The following is a 21,106-nucleotide window of genomic DNA, read 5'->3' as shown; positions in this document are numbered from 1 at the left end:
GCCAGGCCCTAGAACACGATCAGGGGCTTGACGACGTCGTCGAGCTTCTTGGACATCACCTCGAAGGCCTGCTCGATGTCGTCGAAGGCGAACTGGTGGCTCGTCATGTGCGTGGGGTCCACCCGCTTGGCCTCCAGCAGGCGCAGCAGCCGTTCCATGCGCAGCCGCCCTCCGGGGCACAGGCCCGTCGCGATGGTCTTGCCGGCCATCCCGACGCCCCACTCGACCCGCGGGATCCGGACGAACTCGCCCTCGCCGAAGTAGCCGGTGACGGACACCGTCCCGCCGGGCTTGGTGATCTTGACGCAGGTCTGGAACGTCGCGTCGGCGCCGAGCGCCTCGATCGCGGTGTCGACGCCCTCGCCGCCGGTCAGTTCCATGACCCGGTCGACCACGTCCTCCCGGGTGAAGTCGACGATCTCGTCCGCCCCGTAGTGCCGCGCGAGCTTCTGCCGGCCGGGCACCGACTCGACCCCGATGACCAGCCCGGCCCCGCGCAGCCGCGCCCCGGCCGTCGCCATCAGACCCACCGGGCCCTGGGCGAGCACGGCCACCGTCCCGCCGATCGGGATGGCGCCGTGCTCCGCGCCCATGAAGCCGGTCGAGAGCATGTCCGCGCAGTACACCGCCGCGTCGTCGGACACGTCGTCGGGGATCTTCGCCATGTTGGCGTCCGCCTCGTTGACGTGGAAGTACTCGGCGAAGACGCCGTCCTTGACGTTGGCGAACTTCCAGCCGCCGAGCGGGCCGCCGGACTGCGAGGAGTGCCCGTTCTGGGAGGCCGGATCACCCCAGTCCGGCGTGATGGCGCCGACGAGGACCCGGTCACCGGGCTTGAAGTGCCGGACCTCGGCCCCGACCTCGTGGACGACGCCCACCGCCTCGTGGCCGAGCGTCAGGTCCTCGCGGGGGCCGATGCCGCCTATCACGGTGTGGGTGTCGGAGGTGCAGATCAGCGCCCGGGTCGTCCGGACCACGGCGTCGCCGGGACCGGGCCGCGGCACCGGCTTCTCCATCACGCCGACGCGCCCGATCTCCCTCATCACGAACGCCTTCATGCGCTCCCAGACCTCTCCTGCGGCGCGCCCGCGTCGACGCGTCCTGCTGCCAGGTACCGCTTCATGCTCGACCGAGCGGCGATGCGGCGCACTCGGGGAACCGGCGACGGCCCTGGGTGTCCGGCCGCGTTCACCCGGAATCCCGGTCGTCCCACCGGTCCAGCAGCTCCGCAGCCGTCCGGGTGACCTGGTCCGGCTCCCCGGCGGCGTCGAGGGCGACGCCGGGCTCGTCGGGGCCGAGCGGTTCGAGCTCCGAGAGCTGCGAGCCGAGCAGCGACGCCGGCATGAAATGGCCGGTGCGGCCGCCGAGCCGCCGCGCCAGCAGCTCGCGACCCGCCGACAGGTGGAGGAAGACCACGCCCGGACAGGCGGCGCGCAGGATGTCCCGGTGGCTCCGCTTGAGGGCCGAGCAGGCGATGACCCCGCCGGTGTCGTCGCGCTCGTGCAGCCACCGGCCGATCGCCTCCAGCCAGGGCCGGCGGTCCGCGTCGTCGAGCGGGACGCCCGCCGACATCTTGGCGATGTTGGCCGCGGGGTGGAGGTCGTCCGCGTCGCCCAGGGCAACACCCAGCCGCTCGGCGAGGCCGCGGGCGACGGTGCTCTTGCCGACCCCGGACACGCCCATCACCACCACGCGGGGCGGTCGGTGCGAGTCGCGGACGGGCATCGCGCGTCTCCTGACTCGAGGGGCGTCCGTGCCACCAACGTAGGACGCGACGGCGTCGTCGGCAGCCGGGCCCGCCGGCCCCGGCCGGTGTGCGGCGGCCACGGCCTGCACCGCCCGCACGTCACCTGCTTGACAGGTGACGTGCAGGCGGCGGATCCTCGTCACTGTTCAGAACGGTTATTCACGCATGGATGCACGCCGTCGACGGAGCGAGGCCAGGCCATGGACGCACAGGACCCCCGCGCGCACGACGCCGCGGTCGAGGCGGGGCGTGCGCGCTTCCGCAGGCTGCCCGAGCGGATCCGCTTCGAGGACATGATCGCCACGAAGGACGTGTCGGCGCACGGCGGCCCCGGCTGCTACGACCCCGAGCGGTCGTGGATCTACTTCTCCTGTCTCGCCGTGGACTTGGGGCTGTGAGGTGGACCACGCGTTTCCCTGTGGGACGCTGTCCCTGGACTTCGCCGGCACGCTGCGCGCCCGGCGCAACGCCGCGCCGGCGGAGATGCTCGGCTCGCCCGACCGGCTCGACAGCTGGTTCGTCGAGTCCGGGATGCTCGACACCGCCCCCGGCGCCGACCGCGTCGACCTGCATCTCGCCGTCGAGGTGCGCGAGGCGATCTACGCACTGGTCGCGGCGCGCCTCGACGGGGCGCGCCTGCCCGCGTCCGCTGTCGCCGTGGTGAACGGGCACGCCGCGGGGCCGCAGATCACGCTGCGTCTCGACGGGGACGGTGCGACGCGTACCGGCTCCGTCGCACAGGGGCTGACCGCGCTCGCGCGCGAGACCGTCGAGATCCTCGGCGGCGTGGTGGGCGCACTGCTGCGCGAGTGCTCCCGTCCGGAGTGCACGCAGGTGTACCTGGACCGTTCGCGTGGCCACCGCCGCGAGTGGTGCTCCATGCGGACCTGCGGCAACCGCGTCAAGGCCGCCGCGTACCGGGCCCGCGTCCATGCCGCAGGCTGAACTCCTCCGCCTCGGTGGGCGCTTGGGTCAGGCGACGGTTTCTGAGAATTTCCTGGAAGTCCGGTGGGAAGAGACTGAGATGGTGCGGCAACCGCACGAGCTGCGGCGTTGGATCCCGAAGACTTGGTCCATGGCACCAACCGTCCTGCTGTTCGCCCTGTCGGCCGCGGTTTCTGAATGCCCGGCACCCCGGACGGACGCGGCATTCCCCATACACCCGGGGTTCGGCCCTTCCATAGCCGCCCGGTAGACGCACGCCGTCACAGGACCTCCTCCTTCACCTCGCACACCCCCACCCGCACGTGAACGCTCCAACGTGACCGTTCGCATGCGGAGTTGAGCTGCGATCACCCTTCACTCGTGCAGAGCGCCCGCTCTGTCGTGCCTTCCGGCCGGACACTCCTCGGCCGCCGCTCCCCGAAGGACCGCTCATGACGCTCACCCCTGCCCCGACGCGCATCCCGACACCCATGTCGTCGGTCGAGGTCGGCCTGCCACCCGCTCGATGGCCCGCTGGGCCACCGGCGCCACCTGCGACGCTCCTCGACCTGCTCGACGCCAGCGTGCGAGCGGCGCCGTCGGCGCCCGCGCTGGACGCGGACGGGGCGGTGCTGGACTACGCGGGGCTGCGCGCGGCGGCCGGGAACGTCGCCGCCGCGCTCGCGGAGCGGGGGATCGGTCCCGGCGACCGGGTGGGGGTGCGCGTGCCCTCCGGCACGGCGGAGCTGTACGTCGCCGTCCTCGGTGTGCTCCACGCCGGAGCCGCCTACGTCCCGGTGGACGTCGACGACCCCGACGAACGGGCCGCCATGGTGTGGCAGGACGCGGGCGTCTGCGCGGTCCTCGGCCCTGCGGGCCGCATCCTGGACGGGCCGGGGATCCCCGGACAGCGCGTCGGCCCGCCTGCCCCGTCCGACGACGCGTGGGTCATCTTCACCTCGGGGACCACGGGCCGCCCCAAGGGCGTGGCGGTCAGCCACCGCAGTGCTGCGGCCTTCGTGGAGGCCGAGGCCCGGCTCTTCCTCGCCGACGCCCCGCTCGGCCCCGGCGACCGGGTGCTGGCCGGGCTCTCCGTCGCGTTCGACGCGTCCTGCGAGGAGATGTGGCTCGCCTGGGCGCACGGCGCGTGCCTGGTCCCCGCGCCGCGTTCGCTGGTCAAGGCCGGTACCGAGCTCGGCCCGTGGCTCGTGGAGCGCGGGATCAGCGTGGTCTCCACAGTGCCGACCCTGGCCGCGTTGTGGCCGGTCGAGGCCCTGGACGGCGTCCGGCTGCTGATCGTCGGCGGCGAGGCGTGCCCCGCCGAGCTGGTCGAACGGCTCGACGTGCCGGGACGCGAGGTGTGGAACACCTACGGCCCCACCGAGACCACGGTCGTGGCCTGCGCCGCGCGCCTGCGTGCCGGGCAGCCCGTGCGCATCGGCCACCCGCTGGCCGGCTGGGAGGTGGCGGTCGTCGACCCGGAGGGACGGGAGGTCCCCTGGGGCGGCACCGGCGAGCTGCTCATCGCGGGCGTCGGCACCGCCCGCTACCTCGACGCGGAGAAGGACCGCGCCAAGTTCCGCTCCCACCCGGCCCTGCCCGGCCAACGCGTCTACCGCAGCGGCGACCTGGTCCGGGCCGACCCGGAGGGCCTGGTCTTCGTCGGACGCGCCGACGACCAGGTCAAGCTGGGCGGCCGCCGGATCGAGCTCGGCGAGGTCGAGGCCGCGCTGCTGGCCCTGCCCGGCGTCCGCGCGGCGGCCGCGTCGGTGAAGAGCACCGCGGCGGGCGGCCAGGTCCTCGTCGGTTACCTGGTTCCGGAAGACCCGGCGACGCCGCCCGACCGCGCGGACGGCCGCCGACTGCTCCTGGAGCGCCTGCCCGCGGCCCTGGTGCCGGTCCTCGCGGTGCTCCCCGAACTGCCCACCAGGACCTCGGGCAAGGTCGACCGCGCCGCACTGCCCTGGCCGCTGCCGGCCACGGACGAACCGTTCGGTGACGGACCGGAGTTGACCGGCACGGCCCGGTGGCTGGCCGAACAGTGGCAGCAGCTGCTCGGCGTCCCCGTCGACGCCGACAGCGACTTCTTCCTCCTGGGCGGCAGCAGCCTGAGCGCCGCCCGGCTCATCTCGGCGCTGCGCGACCGCCACCCGGGCGTCGGCGTCGCCGACCTGTACCAGAGCCCGCGGCTGGGCGAGTTCGCCGCACGCCTGGACGAGGCGTCCGCGCCGACCGGGCACCGGCGCGAGGTCCGTCCCACGCCGCGCCGGGCCGCCGTCTACCAGGCCCTGGTCCTGGCCGTGCTCTCCGTGCTGTCCGGCCTGCGCTGGGTGCTCGTGCTCGGGGCGCTGGACGACGTGATCGGCCCACTGCCGTGGACGGTGCACACCTCCTGGTGGCTGATCGGCGCGGGCTGGCTGGTGCTGGCCAGCGCGCCGGGGCGCGCGACGATCGGCGTGCTGGGCGCACGCGCGCTGACGGCCCGTCTGCGGCCCGGCAGCCACCCGCGCGGCGGATCGGCGCACCTGCGCCTGTGGACGGCCGAGCGCATCGCGGCGAGCTTCAACATCGCCTCCGTGATCGGCACCCCGATGGCCCCCCGCTACGCCCGGATGCTGGGCTGCCGGGTCGGCGCGCACGTCGACCTCCACGCCATGCCGCCGGTCACCGGCCTGGCGACCTTCGGGGACGGCTGCTCCGTGGAACCCGAGGCCGACCTGGCCGGCTGGTGGCTCGACGGCGACGTGCTGCACCTCGGCGCCGTCCGCATCGGCGCCGGAGCGCGCGTCGGCACCCGCAGCATGCTGATGCCGGGAGCCGACATCGGCGACGGCGCCGACGTGGCACCCGGCAGCTGCGTGAACGGCACGGTCCCCGCCCACCAGCGCGTGCACGGCTCCCCGGCCCGGCCGGACGCGTCCTCGCCGTTCGCCCCCTGGCCCGCCCCGCGGCACCGCCGCTCCCGGCGCTGGACCGCGGCGTACGCCGCCGCCCTGCCGCTGGGGCAGCTGCTGCCGCTGCTCGCCGCGGCCCCGGCCCTGTGGGTGCTCTACCTGGCGGTCGGGCGCACGGCCGACTTCAGCCGGGTCTGCGTCGCACTCCTGGAGCTGAGCATGCCGCTGGTCCTGGCCACTGCGGTCCTCTACGCCCTGCTGCTGGCCGCCACGGTACGGGTGCTCTCGCGTCCGCTCGTCCCCGGCATCCACCCCGCGCACGGCAAGGAGGCCTGGTGCGCGTGGCTGGTGCACCGGCTCATGGGCGCCGCCCGGGGAGCCCTCTTCCCGCTCTACGCCGGCCTGCTGACACCGGCGTGGCTGCGCCTGCTCGGCGCCCGGGTGGGCCGCCAGGTGGAGGCCTCGACGGTGCTGGGCCTGCCCGGCCTGATGCACGTCGACGACCAGGCGTTCCTCGCTGACGACACCCTGCTCGCGCCCTTCGAGACGCGCGGCGGCTGGATGCGCCTGGGCACCGCCACCGTCGGCAGGCGCTCGTTCGTCGGCAACTCCGCGATCGTGGGACCGGGCCGGGGCCTGGCCGACGACGCGCTGGTGGGCGTGCTGTCCGACGCGCCCCCGCAGGCCGCGGCCCGCGGCTCCTGGCTCGGCCGCCCCGGGTTCCCCATGCACCGCAGCCCCGAGCAGGCGGAGACGGCGCGCACCTACGAGCCGCCCCGCCGCCTGGTGTGGGCCCGCGCGGCCGTCGAACTGTGCCGGACCGTGCCGGTGTTGCTCAGCGCCCTGCTGGCGGACGTCGCGGTGCTGCTGCTCCAGCGGACGCTCGACGTCGACGGGTTGACGGTCGGGGTGCTGGTCGCCGGGGTGCTGATGGTCGGCGGCGGGGTGGCGGCCTGCCTGCTCACCACCGCGGCGAAGTGGCTGCTGGTCGGCAGGTTCCGGGTGGGGCAGCAGCCGCTGTGGAGCTCGTTCGTGTGGCGCAACGAGCTCTTCGACACCTTCGTCGAGGTGCTGGCCATGCCCTGGCTCGGCGGCTCCCTGATCGGGACCCCCTTCCTCGCCCTGTGGCTGCGCACGCTGGGCGCGCGCATCGGCCGCGGCGTGTGGTGCGAGACGCACTGGCTCCCCGAGACCGACCTGGTCCGCATCGGCGACGGCGCGTCCCTCAACCGCGGCGTGGTGGTCCAGACGCACCTCTTCCACGACCGCCTCATGCGGATGGACGGCGTCACCGTCGGCGAGGGCGCGACGGTCGGCCCGCACGCCATCGCACTGCCCGGCTCGCGGGTGGGCGACGGAACCGTGGTCGGCCCGTCCTCGCTGGTCATGCGCGGCGAGTCGGTCCCCGACCACGGCCGCTGGCTCGGCAACCCGGTCGCCCGCTGGCAGACCGGCGCCGACCCCGCGACGGGGTGACCGCGACAGGGCCGGGCCGACCGGTCGGCTGAGCAAGGTCGAGGAGAGCGTCGCGTCGGTGGAAGTCGACGGAAAACAGCGGGCTTGCGGACAATAACCGACACGGCGGCATATGCCCTGGGAAGTCGTGCTCCAATGGGCCGCTCGGGAGGTCCGCGAGCGGGTTCGGAGCAAGAGGCGGTGCGGTGGGGACGACGACGGAGAAGACCTTCCGGGCGCTACTGGAGGCGGCGCCCGACGCGATGGTCATCTGCGACAGGGACGGTCGGATCGCCCTGGTCAACGCGCAGACGGAGGCGCTGTTCGGCTACTGCCGCGAGGAGTTGCTGGGCGCCCCGGTGGAGGTGCTGGTCCCCGAGCGCTTCCGCCGGGCCCATGCGGGCCATCGCCACCGCTACGTCGCCGACCGCCGGGTCCGCCCCATGGGGGCGGGCCTCGATCTCTTCGGACTGCGCAAGAACGGGGACGAGTTCCCCGTCGAGATCAGCCTCAGTCCGCTGGAGACCGCCGACGGGACGCTGCTGTCCGCCGCCATCCGCGACGTCAGCGACCGCAAGGCGGTGGAGGCGGCGCTGGCCGGGCTCTACGAGCAGCAGCGCCACGTCGCGCTCACCCTCCAGCGCAGCCTGATGGGTTCGCCGCCGCCGGTGCCGGGGGTGGTGACCGCGGCCCGGTGGCTGCCGGCCCGGCAGGGCGCCGGGGTCGGCGGCGACTGGTTCGACCTGGTCCCGCTCGGCGCCGGCCGCGTCGGCATCCTCATCGGGGACGTCATGGGCCGGGGCCTGGAGGCCGCCGCGGTCATGGGCCAACTCCGCTCCGCGGCACACGCCCTGGCCAAGACCGGGATGGCGCCGTGGCAACTGATGCAGGCGCTGGACGCCGTCGTCGCGGAACTGCCGGACCAGCTGGTGACCTGCTGCTACCTGGTCCTCGACGCCGACGCGGGCGAGCTGACGCTCTGTTCGGCCGGGCACCTGCCCGTGCTGCTGGTGGAGCCCGACCAGCAGGCCAGGATCCTGGACGTCCCGGTCAGCGTGCCGCTCGGGGTGGGCGAGGTGCCGCACCTGCAGGTGACCCTGCCCGTGCCGGCGGGATCGGTGCTCGCCCTCTACACCGACGGCCTCGTCGAGACGCCCGTCGGCGACCTCCAGGCCGAGATCGACGGCCTGGCCCGCAGCCTGAAGAAGTTCCTCGCCGAGGACGACGACCTGGAACGCGCCGCGGACGAGATCCTGGCCTCGCTGCTGCCCGCGCCGGACGACTACGGCGACGACGTCACCCTGCTGCTGGCCAGGATCCCCGAGCCGGCGCAGGCCGCGCACTCCTCCGACCTCCCGGCCGACCCCACCGCGCCGGGCGCGGCCCGGCGCTTCCTGCGCGACGCCCTGGCCCGCTGGTCCTGTGCCCCCGACGTCGCCGACACCGCCGCGCTGCTCTGCTCCGAGCTGGTCACCAACGCCGTCCGCCACGCCTGCGGCCCGATCCGGGTCCGCCTGCGCCTCGCCGACGGGGAGCTGAGTCTGGAGGTCAGCGACGGCAGCCCGTTCCTGCCGCGCGCACGCCATGCGAAGGAGGCGGAGGAGTCGGGGCGTGGCCTGCGCCTGGTCGACTCGCTCGCGGACCGCTGGGGGACGCGGGCGACCGCCGAGGGCAAGGCGGTGTGGCTGTCCCTGCCGTGCAGCTGCGAGACCCCTGCGTGCCCTGGTCCGACTCCGGCGTGTTGCGAGCCGGGGAGCGGCTGACGCTCTGCGAGGCTGCTGGGATCACCGAGGAGGAGGTCCCATGCGCACCGTGATCTGTTCCATGGGCGTCTCGCTGGACGGCTACATCGTCGGCCCGGACGGCGACTTCAACTGGACGGCGCCTGATGAGGAACTCTTCGGCTTCGTCACCGACGAGATCCGGGAGGTCGGCGTCTACCTGCTGGGACGCCGGCTCTACGAGACGATGCTGTACTGGGAGACGGCGGATGAGGATCCGCAGCTCGACGCGGCGAAGCTGGAATGGGCCGGGCTCTGGAAGCCCCTGCCGAAGGTGGTGTTCTCCACCACGCTGACGGCGGTGCAGGGCCGCGCGCGCCTGGCCTCCGGCGGCGTTGCGGAGGAGATCGAGCGGTGGCGGGCCGAGCCGGGGGAGGGCGCCGTCGCGATCGGCGGCGCGACGCTCGCGGCCGAGGCGGCCGCGCTCGGTCTGGTCGACGAGTACCGCGTCCGGGTCCACCCGCTGCTCGTCGGCGGCGGCGTTCCGTTCTTCCCCCGGCGCGGGCGCCGCGTGGACCTCGAACTCCTCGGAACCCGCACCTTCCCCTCGAAGGTCGTCCACCTCCGTTACCGCGTGCAGCGGTAGGCCCGTCAGGCGGTCGGCTCGGTCAGCCGGTTGCGGTAGGCGTAACCCACCGCCTGGGCGCGGTCGGTGGCGCCGATCTTGGCGAAGATGTGGTTGATGTGGGTCTTCACCGTGGCCGGGCTGACGACGAGGCGGGCACAGATCTGCGCGTTGGACAGGCCCTGGGCGATGAGTGCCAGGACCTCGGCCTCGCGCCGGGTCAGGCCGTCGGGCAACGCATCGGGTCCAGAGGCGGCGGAGTCCGACGCGGCGCTGCCCGCGGCCGTGCCTGCGGTGCCGGCTGCCGTCGGTGCGGGGTCGCCGGACCGGAAGGCGGTGACGAGCCTGGCCTGGACCACCGGGTCGAGCCAGGTGCCTCCGCCGCGCACGTGCCGGATGGCCCGCTCGACGTCCTCGTGGTCGGCGTCCTTGGTCAGGTAGCCGCGTGCGCCGGCCCGGAGCGCCGGGAAGACGGAGTCGTCGTCCGCATACGTGGTCAGCACGAGCACCGCCGTGCCCGGGGCCTTCTCCCGCACCAGGGCCGTGGCCGCGACCCCGCCGAGGACCGGCATGTCGAGGTCCATCAGCACCACGTCGGGGCGGAGCTGCTCGGTCAGCGTCACCGCCTCCGCGCCGTCGCGGGCGGAGCCGACCACCTCGATGCCGTCGAACATGCCGATCAGCAGCACCAGACCGCCGCGGACGACCTGCTGGTCGCCCGCGATCAGGACCCGGATCGGGCCCGCGGGTGCCACGTCGACACCGGTCCCCGCGTCGACGCCGGTCTCCGTCATGCCGGAACCTCCATCCGCACCAGCCAACCGTTTTGCGTCGGCCCCGCCGCCGAACTGCCGCCGGCCTCGCTCAGCCGCTCGCGCATGCCGACCAGGCCCAGACCGGAGCCGACGACCGGCGGCACCGGGGCCGGACCGGGCATGAGCCGCCGGTCCTCGACGGTCAGCACGGTGACCGCCGGTTCGTAGCGGAGGGTCACCGTGGTGCGGGCGCCGCGGGCGTAGCGGGCCGCGTTGGTCAACGCCTCCTGGGCGCCCCGGTACAGCGCGAGATCCGCGGGGGCCGGCAGCGGGCGGCTCGCCCCGACGACGGACAGCGCCACGTCGAGCTCCAGATCCATGCGGTAGCGCTCCACCAGCTCCTGGAGCCGCTCCAGCGAGGGGGCCTGCTGCCCACGCAGCGCGCCGACGGCCCGGCGGGCTTCCCCCAACCCGTCCTTGACGAGCCCGCCGGCCCGGTCCAGGATCTCGCTCAGCTCCGGACCGGCCCCCTGACGCCGGGCCATCTGCCGCGCGGCCTGCACCTGGATGGCCAGGCCCGACAGCGTCTGCGCGAGCAGGTCGTGCAGATCCTGGGCGATCCGCGTGCGCTCGGCCAGGGCGGCGGCCTCGGCTTCGGCCTCCCGAGCGTCCTCGAGTTGGGCGAGCAGCAGCTCGGCGCGTTCCTCGTTGTCGCCCGCCTGCCGCATGCTGAGGGCCATCAGCGCCAGGACCGCGCAGAACAGCAGTTGGCCGAGCAGCTGCCCCGCGTCGCCGTCCGTTCCGGCGACCCAGACGCCGACCAGGGCGGCCACCAGGACGCCGCTGAGCCCGGCTGCCGACCGGCGCGGCAGAACCAGGAAGGCGGTCAGCACGGCGACGGACAGCGGCAGCACGGTCGTCGACCCGTGCTGGAGCCCGCCGAGCGCGAGCCCGAAACCGCTGACGGTCAGGGAGAAGGCGATGCAGGAACGGGGGTTCGTGATCGTCCAGCGCGCCGAGGCCACGGCCGCCAGCGGGAGCAGGCATCCCGTCAGCAGCAGGGCCACGGCGAGGCGCGTCCCGTGCAGCCCCGGCCCCGGAGCGGCGAGGACGGTCTGCACGAGAATCGCGACCAGGATGCCCCAGACCACCGGCCGCAGCCGCCGGGCGCGCTGCTCGCGCCGCGCCCGGGCACGGTCGATCGCCGCGCCCAGCCGCGGGCTGACCGCGACCGACGTGCCCTCCCCAAGATCCGCCATGGTCCGAAGGATAGGGGCAGCCGGGCGGACGTGGAGACCGGGGCCGGACCGCGAGGCCATCCTGGTCAGACCCGGTGCGGCTGCGGAGCGGCCGTCAGGGTCGCGACCCGCCGCGCCTTGGCCCGGACCACGGCCAGCCGCGCGAGGACCTGCGCCAGCGCCATCAGCAGCAGCCCGGCCGTCCAGGCGGCGGAACCGGTGATCAGGTTGGAGCGGCTGAAGGACGCGATCGTCGACGAGCCGCTGTGCGTGGCCCAGAACTCGAACCCGGCCCGCGAGGCCATGCCCACGATCCACAGCGCCGCCGCGATCACCCCGGCCCTGGCCACGGCCACTCCGTCCACGACCCGGCTCAGGTCGGTCGCGGCGCCGCACGCGGCACCCAGGGCGGCGCCCACGAGGACACCAGCGACGTCGAGTTGGATGTCGTGGCCCTGCGTCGGGAAGGACTTGAGGTAGTACGCCGCCGCGGCGGCGACGGCCACCAGCGGCAGCAGCATGTTCCGCACGGTCAGGCGGGTGCCGCGGACCTGCGGGATCACCAGGAGGACCAGCGCGGCGGAGATCAGGTAGTCGGTCGTCGTCATGGCTTCGAGCTTGCCGTTCGCGGGAGCGCGGCACCTCGGCCCGGGAGTTGACCTCGGGTGGATCGTCGCCTCAACCCGTGGGTTGAGACGACGCGGCCGGCAGCCCGTGGTGCGCGCGGTGGGCGCCGGGCGTTGCTCTGTTCAGCCGGTCCACCGCGCAGGCCGGGTGCGCGCGGCCTAGCGTGGTGCCCAATGGGGGCCTGACCAGGAAGGACACCGTTCCATGGCGCGGATGACCCGGACCCGATCGGCGGGCCACACCGTCGAGGCCTACCGCCTCGACCTGAACGAGGACGAGCGGCAGGAGCTCCGCTCCGCACCGGGCGCCTACCTGCGCAAGATGCTGGAGGACGAGGGGCACACCGTCGACGCCGTCCTGGTCGACGCGGCGCTCGACGATCCCGCCTGGGTCGACACACAGGTGGTCCACCTGCTCGGCGGCTTCATGGCGTGCACGTGGGCCGTGCGGTGCGTTCCGCAGACCTGAGCAGGGCGGTCGGCTCTCCGGCGACCTCGGCGTGCGGCCTCGTCGGTCAGGTCCGGCCCTCGCGTTCCTGTGCGTCCCGCAGGGCGGTCGACGGAAGTTGCGACGTGCTCGCCCATCGGGCCCGGACGACCCGGAAGCCGGCCCGTTCGGCGGCGTCGCAGACCAGTTCGTCGTCGTCGACGAGCATGCGCAGCTCCCGGCCGCGGTCGAGGCCGCGCAGCGCCTCCAGTTTGATCGTGCGGGCCGGGCGCCGGTCGGCGTCGCCCCTCATCAGGAGACGTCCCTCGGGCAGACGCTGACGGGTGAGCCAGTCCGCGGTGTCCCGGCGGCAGCGCTCGGGGCGGCCGGTGAGATAGACGATCTCGCAGGTCGCGGCCGCCTCCAGGAGCAGCCGCACGCCCTCGTCCAGCGGAGGATCCCGGTGCAGCGCGCCGAAGAAGCCCCTCCAGTCCCGGGGCTGTCGCTCCAGGAAGTGCTGCCGATGCCCGGTCTCGGCCAGCGTGCCGTCCAGGTCGAAGACGGCCAGGGGTTTGCTCTTCGTCGTCTGCCTCACAGTGCGACAGCATGTCAGACGGCGCGCCCTCGCCGACGGCTCAGTCGTCCAGGCCCCAGAACCGCCCGTGCAGGCCCACCCCGGCGAAGTACGCCGCGGCGGAGGTCGGGTCGCGACGGGTGTACCCCGGCTCCATGCGGCCGGCGTACCAGTCGCGTGCGAGCCTCCAGAGCGTGCCCAGGTCCATGAGGTAACCGCGCGTCTGTCCGGTCGCCCCGAGCCAGGCGTGCACGCAGTCGGTGGAGCAGAACAGGCGCTGGTTGGCGCAGGCGTGCACGACGTCGTCCCAGATCCGGTGGACCGGGGTGAGGAAGTGGGCCACCTGCCCGCCGTCGGGCGGGCCGTCCCGGGTGACCACCCACGCGTGGGGAGCGTCGCAGGCCGGGCAGCGCGTGGCGACGAGGACGTCCCGCTCCTCCCCGAGCAGATGCGGCACCGCGAAGGAGTCCCAGGCACAGCCGCCCCACCACAGCGTGCGCGCACCCATGACGGAGAAGCCGAGCGGAACCGAGGCGAAGGGATGCGCCATCAGGATCAGGTCGCGGTCCGCCGCGTCGAGCACCACGTCACGGTGCTCGTGCAGGGCTTCCAGCGCCGCGCGCACCTCCGCGACCGGCAGACCGGTCCGGTCGGCCAGGCCCGCCGGGGACGGGGCGAGGCCGGTGCGGGCGAAGTGGGCGTACACGGCCACGCGGACCTGCTCCGCCTTCGCGGCCTCGGGGACGGCGTCGTTCATCGTTCCGCTCCTGGAGTCCGGGGGGTCTCCCAGCCCCTATTGTCTCCTGGCCTTGTCTCCTGGCCCCTGACCGGAGGACGGGCCCGCGCGCGCCGTCGCGCTCAGGCCGAGGCCCGGCGGATCAGCAGGGGCCGGGAGAGGCTGTCGTGCGTCGTCTGCTGCGCGCCGCCGAGGCCGTCCACGACGGCTTGCGCGAGTTCGCGCCCGGTCAGTTCGTAGTCGAAGCCGACGGTGGTGAGCGGCGGGATGCTCACGGGCGCTGCGGCGATGTCCCCCACGCCGATGACGGCGATGTCGTCCGGGGCGCGCAGGCCGCGCAGGTGCATTCCGGCGAGTACGGCCATGGCCGTCTCGTCGTTGTACGCGCAGAGGCCGGCCACCCGCAGGCGGGTCCACTCGTCCACGGCCGCGGCGGCCTGAGCCGGGTCCAGGGCGACGGCCAGGGCGACGGGCGCGTCGAGTCCCTGTTCCGCACAGGCCGCCGCGGCGCCGTGCAGGCGTTGCTGCACCCTGAACTGCGAGGGGTGCTGGTCGGGGAGGGCGTAGCCGAGTCGGTCGCGCCCCGTGCCGATCAGGTGCTGTGCCTGCAGCCGCCCGATCTCCTGCAGTTCGGCTCTGGCCTGCTCCCCGGTCCCGAGCACGACTTCGGCCCCCGCGCGGTGCAGCGCCTCGGTCGTCTCCTCGTCGAAGGGGATCAGCGAGACGACGGCCGAGGCGTCGACCGCCGCGCACAGGTCGGGCAACGACCGGCCGTGTCCCTCCGCCAGGTGCGTGACCAGGGAGAGGCCGCGACCGGCGAGGGCCGCGGCCAGCTGCTCGATGAAGCGGGAGAGGTTCGCGGAGATGGGCAGGCCGGGCAGGGCGAGCAGCACCACGTCGCTGCGTCCGGCGGCCAGCGACCGGGCGGAGGCGCGCGGGCGGTAGTCCAGCCGCTTCGCCGCCTCCACGACGCGGCGCCGGGTCTCCTCGGGGATCGTCTGACCGCGCGTGTCGTTGAGCACGAAGCTGACCGTGGTCTGCGAAACCCCGGCTTCCCTGGCCACGTCGGCGCTGGTGATCCGCTTGGAGGCTCTTCTCATCGGTCCCCTGTTCGTCCGGCCACACTCTAGCGCCGACGCGCGCTGGTCAGGCGAGGGCGAGACGGGCTCCGAACGGGCGACACCGGCGAGGGAGCCACCCGGCCACCCGGCCACTCGGCGGCGGGCGGCGGGCGGCCGGAGGGACGAGGGTGTCAGCCGACGAGGAGCTTCGCGCGCAGCTTGGCGATCGTCCGCGGGCTCAGCCCGAGGCCGTGCACGGCGTAGCCGTCCATCGAGCCGTAGCTCGCCGTCACCTGTGCGAGACCGGCCTGGAGGTACGAAGCCTGCACCTGGAGCATCGGGGTGTAGATCGCGGCCTGCGCGCCGGGCATCGCCTTCAGCATGCCCTGCACGGCGGGGGAGTCGAAGTAGTAGGTGTTGCTCAGCAGGTAGTCCTGCATGACCGTCTCCTGCGGCACGCCGAGCAGGGTGAGCAGGACGGCCGTGGCCCAGCCGGTGCGGTCCTTGCCCGCGGTGCAGTGGTAGAGCGCGGCGCCGTGGCCGTCGGCGATGTCGGTCAGCAGCTTGCCGAACGCGGCCCGGGCGGTGGGGTCGGTGACGAAGTCCTGCTCGATCGCCTCCATGTACGACTCGGCCGCCGCAGGGCTGGTCAGCGTCGGGGTCAGGGTGACGTTCGCGAGGACGTTGAGGTTGGTGTAGGTGGCGCCGCTCGGGACGACGTCAGGAGCCTGCGCGATCTCCGAGGTGGTGCGCAGGTCGTAGTCGGCGGTCACGCCGAGGGTGTTCACCACGCCGAGGTCGGCGGCGGTGAGCGAGAGCGCCTGGGAGCGGTAGACCGCGCCCATGCGCACCCAGCGGCCGTCGCTGGTGCGGTAGCCGCCGATGTCGCGCAGGTTCGGGTCGCTGGCCAGGCCGCGGTCGCGGACGGTCAGCACCAGCGGCTCACCGGCGCTCGGCACGAGCCGGATCCAGTCGCCGTGGGCCGCCGTGACGGTGAGCGACCGGTCGCCGGAACCCGCGCCGAGGAAGTACGGCTGGGCGGTCGAGGTCGAACCGGCGAAGACCGCCACGCGGACGTGCGGGTGCGAGGTGGACCAGGTGACCGTGAGGGTGCCCGCGGTGGTGCCGGCGACCACGTCGGCCGAGCTGAACGGAACGAGTCGGTGGTCCGCGCCGTGCGCGGCGCGGTGCGCGGCAGCGGGGGCGGCCGGGGCGGCCGAGGCCGTCGCGGTACCGGTGACGGCGGTCGCGACGACGGTCACGGCAGCGAGCAGGGCGGCGCTTCGGGACAGCTGGGAGGAGAGGCTCATGGCGGGGAAGCTAAGGAACTAATGCGAATTAGTAAAGGTCCATGAGTGGCCGGATGATGGCGCCTGGATGAAGTGGAGGCTCCGCCCCCGCGCCTCGACGGCCGGGCCGCGGGGCGGCGCGGCACCCATCTGCGGCCGGGGTCCGGGTGACGGCTCAACTCGTCCCGGCGCCAAGGCCGTTGTCAGCGGGCCGGTTGCCCGGATGCGGTTGATACGCGGGCGTCAACTGCTGGATCATGTCCCGCGACGGATGGGGGGCCATGTGGACTGGTTCCACGGCGCGGCCTACGGGGCGGTCGGCGGCGCACTGATCGAAGCTCTGGTGTTCAACGGACGTGTGCTGGCCTGGCAGGCGGCCAGGCGGCAGGCCCGTGAGTCCAGGCGGCGGAAGCTCCCGCCGCTCCGGGCCTACGTCGACCCGCCGGCGGACGTGGCCGCGGCGCTGAGCAGGGTCCTGCTGGGCGCGGTGGTCGGCTGGCTGCTCCGCTCCCAGATCACCGGCCTGTACGCGGCGGTGGCGGCGGGCGCCTCGGCCCCGGCGCTCCTGCGGCAGTTGGGGTCCTTCCGCACGGTGCAGGAGGTCGTCCAGGGCGGCGCCGCGAGCCCGGGGGAGCGGAACCCGGACACGTCCGAGCCCGTCCCACCCGCGGCGGCGCATCCGCAGCCGCCGCAGACGCCGGAGACGCCCGGGGAGGTGGGCAGTTGAGCTTCAGGCGGCGCTATGCGGACTCGCTGCTCTCCGCGGAGTCGCGCCCTGCGCCGGACCTCGCGCCGCGTCGCGCCCCCGGCGTCGGCTGGTGGCGCCGCTACCTGGCGTCCCTGTTCGACATGCCCGCGGTCCGCGCACCGGCCCGGGCGGGCGCCTTGCGGTCCGCGCTGGAGAACGGCGTCGAGGGCGGGCTCGAGGGCGGCGTCGACGTCGGGCTTCAGCGGCCGTCCCGCGGGGCGGAGTTCCGGGCCGGCACGGAGTCGAACCGGAGAGCCGTGCCGCCCACCCCGGCCGACGGGAGGCGCGCAGGGACGCGCAGGACCTCGTTCGGCGCGGGGAAGGTGGTCGTGTCGCCGCAGGGCCCGGGGCCGTGGCGGTGGGCTGTCGCGGCGGCCATGGTGTGCGTGCTCGCCGGTGTGCTCACGGTGACGCTGCGCCATCCCGGTCCGGACCTGAGCCAGCCCGCGCCGACGGTCACCGTGGGAGCGAGCCCCTCCGAGGGCTCCACGGCCGACGCCAGCACACCCCCCGCCACCGAGGAGCCGACGCCTTCCGCGTCGACGGGCGCGCCCGGGGGTCGGGTGGTGTGGCGCGGCAGCCTCACCTTCGTCGCGCAGCCCGGCATGAGCGACCTGTCGGTGGTCGCGACGCCGGCCACACCGTCGCTGGCCGACGGCACGGCCCTGTCGCTGTGTGCGTCGTCGTGTCAGCCGCCGGTGATCGATGGCGAGTTGGTCGCGCACTGGGCCGGGGCGAAACCGCCGACCTACAGCCAGTGCGTCACCGCGCTGGCCGGCCGGTCCGTGTCCACCTCCGTCCCCGTGCGCGTGGGCCAGACGGCGTGCTTCGCCACGGAGGCCGACACGATCGGCTTCTTCACGGTGACCGCCACGTCCCCCGGCGTCTCCGCCGCGGGAGTGATCTGGTCGCTCTGAGGACCTGCCTGAGGACCCGTCCGGTCAGCAGGATCCGGGATCTGCGGGATTGCGACACAAGTGTCACGGCATGCGAAACGTGACACATGTTTCGCGTTATGGTTGACAGCCGAGTGGACCAGAAGCGAGCCTTGGGGAGGCCCCACGGCCCGGACCACGTCGTCTCACGCGGGGTCCGACCTTGCAGGGAGGCAGGTGCTGTGACCAGGGACGAACTCGACGCGTTGACGGCTCGGCTGCGCGAGCGCCCCGGCGGCGTGCCGCGCGCCGTCGAGCAGGCGCTGAAGGCGGTGGACGCCTACCTCTCACTGACCGAAGGCGATCCCGGGCGCACCGGTTTGGAGTGCGAGCACGCCATGGCCCTGGAGCTGTGGCACACGGTGCAGGAGGCGACCGTGGCATCGACCGGCCACCCGCCTGGCACCACCGTCGGGGCCGGGACCACGGAGGCGGCTTGACCTCACACCTGGGGGCTGTGTGAGCACGTGCCCCGGGCGGCCCGAGCGCGCCGAGCGGAACTACGCCGATCGGAGTCAGCGGCACGAGCCGTCGGTGTTGTCGTCGATCGCGTCCGCGGACAGGCCGAGGGCAGCCCCGATCAGCGCCGCGAGAGCCTGGCGGAGAGGCGGGTCGAGTGGCTCCGCGTCAGGCTGGAGGAGCAGCAGGCCCGGGTCGACCGCCTGCGGCGGGACCGAGCAGCTGGGTACGGATGGCAGGAGACCACGATGGCGCGTCCGGTCCGGACCGAGCCGCCTGAGGCCATGACGTTCAGGGAGAGGCTGCGCCCCGAGACCGTCGAGGCGGTGTGGCTCTACGTGGTGCTCGGGGTTCCGTTCGCCGCTCTGGGGATCAAGCACGGCTACGGCGAGTCCCTGCGCGACGGTGACTTCTTTCTCTTCGGGATCTCGGCGCTGGTGGCGACGCTGTTCGAGTGGTTCGTCGAGCAGCCGATGTCCGTCTCCCGCTTCTTTGCCGGCGGGTCGAGTGGCGAGGCGCTGGTCATCCTGTTCTTTCTCGGGTGGAACTTCTACCTGTTCGCGGATCTGCCGGGTGACCATTCGTCATGGCACCTGAACGTGGCGCTCTGGCTGACCGTCGCCTTCGTCGTCGGCTCCCACTCCCGGACGGCGCGCCAGGCGGCGGCCCGCATCCGGCGCCTCGCCACGCGTTCCTGACGCCGGTGCCGGTGCGGGTGCCGGTGCGGATCGGGGGGCCGGGCGGCTGGTTGATCACCCAGTGCGGCAGCTGACGCACCGTGCAGATCACCAATGGCCTACCCGTGGGTCAGCCGCGAGTCTGTCCCTGCTCGCCCACCAGACGCCTCACACGGCGCCGACGGTCGCCTCACCGCGTCGGCGCGAGAAGGGACTGCTCCATGTCCATCGGCCTGTCGTGCCGCCGCGCGGCCGCGAAAGCGCTCGCTGTCGGCGTCCTCCTCGTGACGGCGGCGCCCGGGACCGCCCACGCCGACACCGTCGGTGCGACCGTACGGACCCCTGGCGCCACCCTCGGCCCCACCTCGACCTTCTCCGAGATCTCCACCCACGCGGACTGCGCCGCCGGACTGATCTCCGGCGGGGGCATCGACCAGGCCATCGGCACCGGCAGTGCGGCGCCAGGCAACCACGTCAACGGCACCGAGCCCAGCCCGGACGGCAGCACCGAGTACACCGGGTCCACCGGCGTGGTCGGCACCGACGTGACCCACTGGCTCGGCATCGGCGGCAGCGGGGGCGCGGTCAACAGCTCCTTCTCCAGCACCCCGTACGGGGTCTGCTTCACCAGCGACCTCATCGACCACACCCAGGTGGTCATGAACGACATCGCCGGTCCGAGCTCCGCCGCGACGGTGGGCCTGGCGGTCGCCACCTGCCCTTCGGGCACGCGCCTGCTCGGCGGCGGCGCCAGGACCACCCCGGCCGGCGTGGGGAGTCTGAAGCCTGCCGCCAGCTACCCCACATTCGACGACGCGGCCCACGACCACGGACTGAAGGCCGCGGCGGACGGTGAGACGAACCCTGACTCCTGGGCCGCCGTCGGCTGGAACGGCGGCGGCGGTGGCAGCACCAACACCACCTACGCGTACGCGATCTGCAGCGGGAACGGCATCGACGTCAGCGGAGTCACGGTGACCGTCCGCTTCGGCGAGGTGAGCGGCCCGAACACCGCCAACAGCGGCCAGAGTGCGACCGTCGGGTGCGGCGTCGACGACGGCACGCTGGTCAGCGGCGGCGCCGCTGTCAGCGGAGGCGACGTCACCACCACGGACTTCACCGGGCCCGGATCGGGCGGCGACCACCTCAACGGCAGCTACCCGAGCGACTCCGGCGGCAACCCGGTCGGCGACGGTGCCACCTCCGCCTCCGACTGGACCGCCTACGCCCACACCGGCGGTGCCGGTTCCACCGGCAACCACACCGACGTCTGGGCGCTGTGCGCCGACGACGGCGTCTGACGCCCGACCGGCACCTCCACCCCTCTGCCCGGCGGGCGGCCGGATCGTGCGGTCGCCCGCTCCGCGACCCTGCGAACCACCACGGACCGGCCCCGAGCCGGTCCGGAGAGGCAGTAACACCCCATGAGAAGAACCGTCCTGACCGTCCTGACCGGTACGACCGGGCTGCTGACCGCCGTCCTGGCGCCCGCCACGGTGACCCCGGCTTCGGCCGCCGATCCGTCGCCCTGCGGGGCCTCCGGCGTGTTCACCGCCTCCGTGCCCACCTGCACCTATCGGACCACCGGGACCGACACCTTCACCGTGCCCGACGGCGTCACCGCCGTGACCGTCGACCTGTTCGGGGCCGAGGGGGGCAGCGCCGCCGGTTACGTGGACCCCAACCCGCCGAACACCGGGGCCCCCGGCGGGCTCGGCGGCGAGACGCGGGCCACCCTTGCCGTGCAGCCCGGCCAGACGCTCCAGATCACGGTCGGCGCCGCCGGCATACCCGGGAGCTCCCGACACGGGGAGTTCGCCCGCCCCGGCGGCTTCGGCCACGGCTCCGGCGGGGGCGGCGCACACGGCGGGGGCGGGTCGGGTGGCGGGGCGTCCGACCTGAGGGTCGGCGCGTTCGACGGGTCCGACCGGGTCCTGGTCGCGGGCGGCGGCGGAGGGGCCGGCAACGGCGGGCCGCTGCTGTACGGCGGCGCGGGCGGCGGCCCGATCGGGCAGGACGGCGGCCAGGGCGGCGGCCCGGACGGATCGGGAGTCGCCGGAGGCGGCGGAAGCCAGACGGCGCCCGGCATCGGCAGCCCCAACTCCGCCCTCGGCGGCCCTGGCGTCGCGGGCGGCGACACCGACCCCAACACCGGTCTGCCCGATCCCGGCAGCGGCGGCCCCGGTGGCAACGGCGCACGCGGTGGCAACGGCGG

General features: G+C 74.1%; 21 protein-coding genes. 12 read left to right on the top strand and 9 right to left on the bottom strand.

Going from position 1 to position 21,106, the window contains the following annotated elements:
• Nucleotides 1–8: 8 nt before the first annotated feature.
• The gene (locus TR49_RS15205; RefSeq protein ID WP_304941186.1) at nucleotides 9–1,043 is read right to left on the bottom strand and encodes an NAD(P)-dependent alcohol dehydrogenase; all 1,035 of its coding nucleotides are present in this window, start codon (nucleotides 1,041–1,043) and stop codon (nucleotides 9–11) included.
• Nucleotides 1,044–1,188: 145 nt separating this feature from the next.
• Entirely contained in the window at nucleotides 1,189–1,725 is a 537-nt protein-coding gene (locus TR49_RS15200; RefSeq protein WP_084724915.1) for a gluconokinase, read from the bottom strand.
• A 222-nt stretch (nucleotides 1,726–1,947) separates the two neighbouring features.
• On the opposite strand from TR49_RS15200, the gene TR49_RS15195 reads away from it, so the two are divergent.
• The 5 genes from TR49_RS15195 (at nucleotide 1,948) to TR49_RS15175 (ending at nucleotide 9,387) form a co-directional block, all read left to right on the top strand.
• Nucleotides 1,948–2,145: a hypothetical protein gene (locus TR49_RS15195; protein ID WP_042381896.1), complete on the top strand. Its 198-nt coding sequence runs from the start codon at nucleotides 1,948–1,950 to the stop codon at nucleotides 2,143–2,145.
• Between the two features lies 1 nt (nucleotide 2,146).
• The gene (locus tag TR49_RS15190) at nucleotides 2,147–2,692 is read left to right on the top strand and encodes a CGNR zinc finger domain-containing protein (RefSeq protein ID WP_042381895.1); all 546 of its coding nucleotides are present in this window, start codon (nucleotides 2,147–2,149) and stop codon (nucleotides 2,690–2,692) included.
• A 431-nt stretch (nucleotides 2,693–3,123) separates the two neighbouring features.
• On the top strand, nucleotides 3,124–7,041 hold the full coding sequence (locus tag TR49_RS15185) for a Pls/PosA family non-ribosomal peptide synthetase (protein ID WP_084724914.1): 3,918 nt from the start codon (nucleotides 3,124–3,126) through the stop codon (nucleotides 7,039–7,041).
• Between the two features lie 185 nt (nucleotides 7,042–7,226).
• Entirely contained in the window at nucleotides 7,227–8,783 is a 1,557-nt protein-coding gene (locus TR49_RS15180; protein ID WP_063770096.1) for a SpoIIE family protein phosphatase, read from the top strand.
• 40 nt (nucleotides 8,784–8,823) lie between these two features.
• Nucleotides 8,824–9,387 carry a dihydrofolate reductase family protein gene (locus tag TR49_RS15175; RefSeq protein ID WP_042381893.1) on the top strand — a complete coding sequence of 188 codons (564 nt, stop codon included), beginning with the start codon at nucleotides 8,824–8,826 and terminating at the stop codon, nucleotides 9,385–9,387.
• Between the two features lie 5 nt (nucleotides 9,388–9,392).
• Here TR49_RS15175 and TR49_RS15170 read toward each other — a convergent pair whose 3' ends face one another.
• The 3 genes from TR49_RS15170 to TR49_RS15160 all read right to left on the bottom strand — a co-directional run bounded on the left by TR49_RS15170 (nucleotide 9,393) and on the right by TR49_RS15160 (nucleotide 11,967).
• Nucleotides 9,393–10,160 carry a response regulator gene (locus TR49_RS15170; protein WP_042381891.1) on the bottom strand — a complete coding sequence of 256 codons (768 nt, stop codon included), beginning with the start codon at nucleotides 10,158–10,160 and terminating at the stop codon, nucleotides 9,393–9,395.
• Nucleotides 10,157–11,380 (bottom strand): sensor histidine kinase, encoded by a 1,224-nt coding sequence (locus tag TR49_RS15165; RefSeq protein WP_236653370.1) that lies wholly within the window; start codon nucleotides 11,378–11,380, stop codon nucleotides 10,157–10,159. The genes TR49_RS15170 and TR49_RS15165 overlap by 4 nt, the downstream gene beginning before the upstream one ends.
• A gap of 65 nt (nucleotides 11,381–11,445) precedes the next feature.
• A complete protein-coding gene (locus TR49_RS15160) occupies nucleotides 11,446–11,967 on the bottom strand; it encodes a hypothetical protein (protein WP_042381889.1) in 522 nt (173 codons plus the stop codon).
• Between the two features lie 232 nt (nucleotides 11,968–12,199).
• Here TR49_RS15160 and TR49_RS15155 point away from each other — a divergent pair, with 232 nt between their 5' ends.
• On the top strand, nucleotides 12,200–12,454 hold the full coding sequence (locus TR49_RS15155; protein ID WP_152627276.1) for a hypothetical protein: 255 nt from the start codon (nucleotides 12,200–12,202) through the stop codon (nucleotides 12,452–12,454).
• Between the two features lie 46 nt (nucleotides 12,455–12,500).
• On the opposite strand, the gene TR49_RS15150 is transcribed toward TR49_RS15155, so the two are convergent.
• From TR49_RS15150 to TR49_RS15135, 4 genes are all read right to left on the bottom strand, one after another.
• Nucleotides 12,501–13,007, bottom strand: a complete 507-nt coding sequence (locus TR49_RS15150) for a phosphatase domain-containing protein (protein ID WP_042381885.1) — start codon at nucleotides 13,005–13,007, stop codon at nucleotides 12,501–12,503.
• Nucleotides 13,008–13,047: 40 nt separating this feature from the next.
• Nucleotides 13,048–13,743 (bottom strand): organomercurial lyase, encoded by a 696-nt coding sequence (gene merB / locus TR49_RS15145; protein WP_042381884.1) that lies wholly within the window; start codon nucleotides 13,741–13,743, stop codon nucleotides 13,048–13,050.
• Nucleotides 13,744–13,844: 101 nt separating this feature from the next.
• Nucleotides 13,845–14,822 (bottom strand): LacI family DNA-binding transcriptional regulator, encoded by a 978-nt coding sequence (locus TR49_RS15140; RefSeq protein WP_042381883.1) that lies wholly within the window; start codon nucleotides 14,820–14,822, stop codon nucleotides 13,845–13,847.
• 152 nt (nucleotides 14,823–14,974) lie between these two features.
• Nucleotides 14,975–16,093 (bottom strand): tyrosine-protein phosphatase, encoded by a 1,119-nt coding sequence (locus tag TR49_RS15135; RefSeq protein WP_042381880.1) that lies wholly within the window; start codon nucleotides 16,091–16,093, stop codon nucleotides 14,975–14,977.
• Between the two features lie 262 nt (nucleotides 16,094–16,355).
• Here TR49_RS15135 and TR49_RS15130 point away from each other — a divergent pair, with 262 nt between their 5' ends.
• The 6 genes from TR49_RS15130 to TR49_RS15105 form a co-directional block, all read left to right on the top strand.
• Nucleotides 16,356–16,799: a hypothetical protein gene (locus TR49_RS15130; RefSeq protein ID WP_052434311.1), complete on the top strand. Its 444-nt coding sequence runs from the start codon at nucleotides 16,356–16,358 to the stop codon at nucleotides 16,797–16,799.
• Nucleotides 16,796–17,737, top strand: a complete 942-nt coding sequence (locus TR49_RS15125; protein WP_042381879.1) for a hypothetical protein — start codon at nucleotides 16,796–16,798, stop codon at nucleotides 17,735–17,737. Before TR49_RS15130 ends, TR49_RS15125 begins: the two co-directional genes overlap by 4 nt.
• 200 nt (nucleotides 17,738–17,937) lie before the next feature.
• On the top strand, nucleotides 17,938–18,195 hold the full coding sequence (locus tag TR49_RS15120) for a hypothetical protein (RefSeq protein ID WP_042381877.1): 258 nt from the start codon (nucleotides 17,938–17,940) through the stop codon (nucleotides 18,193–18,195).
• Between the two features lie 303 nt (nucleotides 18,196–18,498).
• A complete protein-coding gene (locus TR49_RS15115; RefSeq protein WP_152627275.1) occupies nucleotides 18,499–18,912 on the top strand; it encodes a hypothetical protein in 414 nt (137 codons plus the stop codon).
• Between the two features lie 200 nt (nucleotides 18,913–19,112).
• Entirely contained in the window at nucleotides 19,113–20,192 is a 1,080-nt protein-coding gene (locus TR49_RS15110; RefSeq protein WP_042381873.1) for a hypothetical protein, read from the top strand.
• 123 nt (nucleotides 20,193–20,315) lie between these two features.
• On the top strand, nucleotides 20,316–21,106 hold a 791-nt coding region (locus TR49_RS15105; RefSeq protein WP_042381871.1), incomplete at its 3' end, for a glycine-rich protein.

Origin of the sequence: Streptacidiphilus melanogenes, assembly GCF_000787835.1 — a bacterium.
GTDB classification, from domain to species: Bacteria; Actinomycetota; Actinomycetes; order Streptomycetales; family Streptomycetaceae; genus Streptacidiphilus; species Streptacidiphilus melanogenes.
This window is presented reverse-complemented; position numbering and strand designations above follow the sequence as displayed.

What these genes read in the sequence shown, in the direction of transcription:
- TR49_RS15165 (WP_236653370.1), bottom strand. Translation starts at nt 11,380, where the DNA reads ATGGCGGATCTTGGGGAGGGCACGTCGGTCGCGGTCAGCCCGCGGCTG.
- TR49_RS15175 (WP_042381893.1), top strand. Translation starts at nt 8,824, where the DNA reads ATGCGCACCGTGATCTGTTCCATGGGCGTCTCGCTGGACGGCTACATC.
- TR49_RS15135 (WP_042381880.1), bottom strand. Translation starts at nt 16,093, where the DNA reads ATGAGCCTCTCCTCCCAGCTGTCCCGAAGCGCCGCCCTGCTCGCTGCC.
- TR49_RS15140 (WP_042381883.1), bottom strand. Translation starts at nt 14,822, where the DNA reads ATGAGAAGAGCCTCCAAGCGGATCACCAGCGCCGACGTGGCCAGGGAA.
- TR49_RS15195 (WP_042381896.1), top strand. Translation starts at nt 1,948, where the DNA reads ATGGACGCACAGGACCCCCGCGCGCACGACGCCGCGGTCGAGGCGGGG.
- TR49_RS15205 (WP_304941186.1), bottom strand. Translation starts at nt 1,043, where the DNA reads ATGAGGGAGATCGGGCGCGTCGGCGTGATGGAGAAGCCGGTGCCGCGG.
- TR49_RS15170 (WP_042381891.1), bottom strand. Translation starts at nt 10,160, where the DNA reads ATGACGGAGACCGGCGTCGACGCGGGGACCGGTGTCGACGTGGCACCC.
- merB (WP_042381884.1), bottom strand. Translation starts at nt 13,743, where the DNA reads ATGAACGACGCCGTCCCCGAGGCCGCGAAGGCGGAGCAGGTCCGCGTG.
- TR49_RS15200 (WP_084724915.1), bottom strand. Translation starts at nt 1,725, where the DNA reads ATGCCCGTCCGCGACTCGCACCGACCGCCCCGCGTGGTGGTGATGGGC.
- TR49_RS15115 (WP_152627275.1), top strand. Translation starts at nt 18,499, where the DNA reads ATGACGTTCAGGGAGAGGCTGCGCCCCGAGACCGTCGAGGCGGTGTGG.
- TR49_RS15160 (WP_042381889.1), bottom strand. Translation starts at nt 11,967, where the DNA reads ATGACGACGACCGACTACCTGATCTCCGCCGCGCTGGTCCTCCTGGTG.
- TR49_RS15185 (WP_084724914.1), top strand. Translation starts at nt 3,124, where the DNA reads ATGACGCTCACCCCTGCCCCGACGCGCATCCCGACACCCATGTCGTCG.
- TR49_RS15110 (WP_042381873.1), top strand. Translation starts at nt 19,113, where the DNA reads ATGTCCATCGGCCTGTCGTGCCGCCGCGCGGCCGCGAAAGCGCTCGCT.
- TR49_RS15155 (WP_152627276.1), top strand. Translation starts at nt 12,200, where the DNA reads ATGACCCGGACCCGATCGGCGGGCCACACCGTCGAGGCCTACCGCCTC.